General features: G+C 65.4%; 1 protein-coding gene. It reads right to left on the reverse strand.

Features of this window, described 5'->3' with window-relative positions; all coding sequences use genetic code 11:
- Window positions 1-355 precede the first annotated feature (355 nt).
- On the reverse strand, window positions 356-622 hold a 267-nt coding region (locus AC1D15_RS36065), incomplete at its 5' end, for a hypothetical protein (RefSeq protein ID WP_477829865.1).

Genomic DNA, 622 nt, shown 5'->3' on the forward strand with positions numbered 1-622 from the left:
GGCCGGCGCCGGGCGCGGCCACGGCGGCCGCCCGCTCGGTGGGCGACGCACCTGCGTCAGCCGGGGGTGGGGTCGGCGCGGTATCACCGCCGCCGCCGCCGCACGCTGCCAGCAGCAGCGCACCAGCCAGCACGGCACCACGCGGCACCGGGACGCGGAAGAATCGGGTCATGCTTGTCTCCTGCCTGGTGCATGCGGCGGCCCGGGGGCTCGCGCTGCGCCATGTCGTTGATCGGGGAAGGCTTGCTGTAAACGTATGTTCTATTTTTTAATCAACTAGAACATTCGCTCTTTTTACAGGGGTGCCGACGCGCTGTCAACACGGGCAGGTACTCAGAGCGACGGGATCAGCGACTCAGCCTAGATGGGCACCACGCGGTACCGTCGCATGATCGACTGAGCCTCTGTCGACGTCATTCGATGCGCAATCACCGAGGTCGATGAGGGGCTCATCGGCAAACTGGGCCAGCACGAGCGGATCCCTGGAAGAGATCTCACAGGCCCATCGGGCGGTCATCTTCGCCTTGGGAATCTGGATGTCCGTTCCTGCGGGGCGGACCATGTTCTGGCGCACGACCGTCTCCATCCAGCACGTCGGCAGGTCGTAGCCGAGGTAGAGAAC

It is taken from the genome of Rhizobacter sp. P2_H2, from assembly GCF_056403375.1.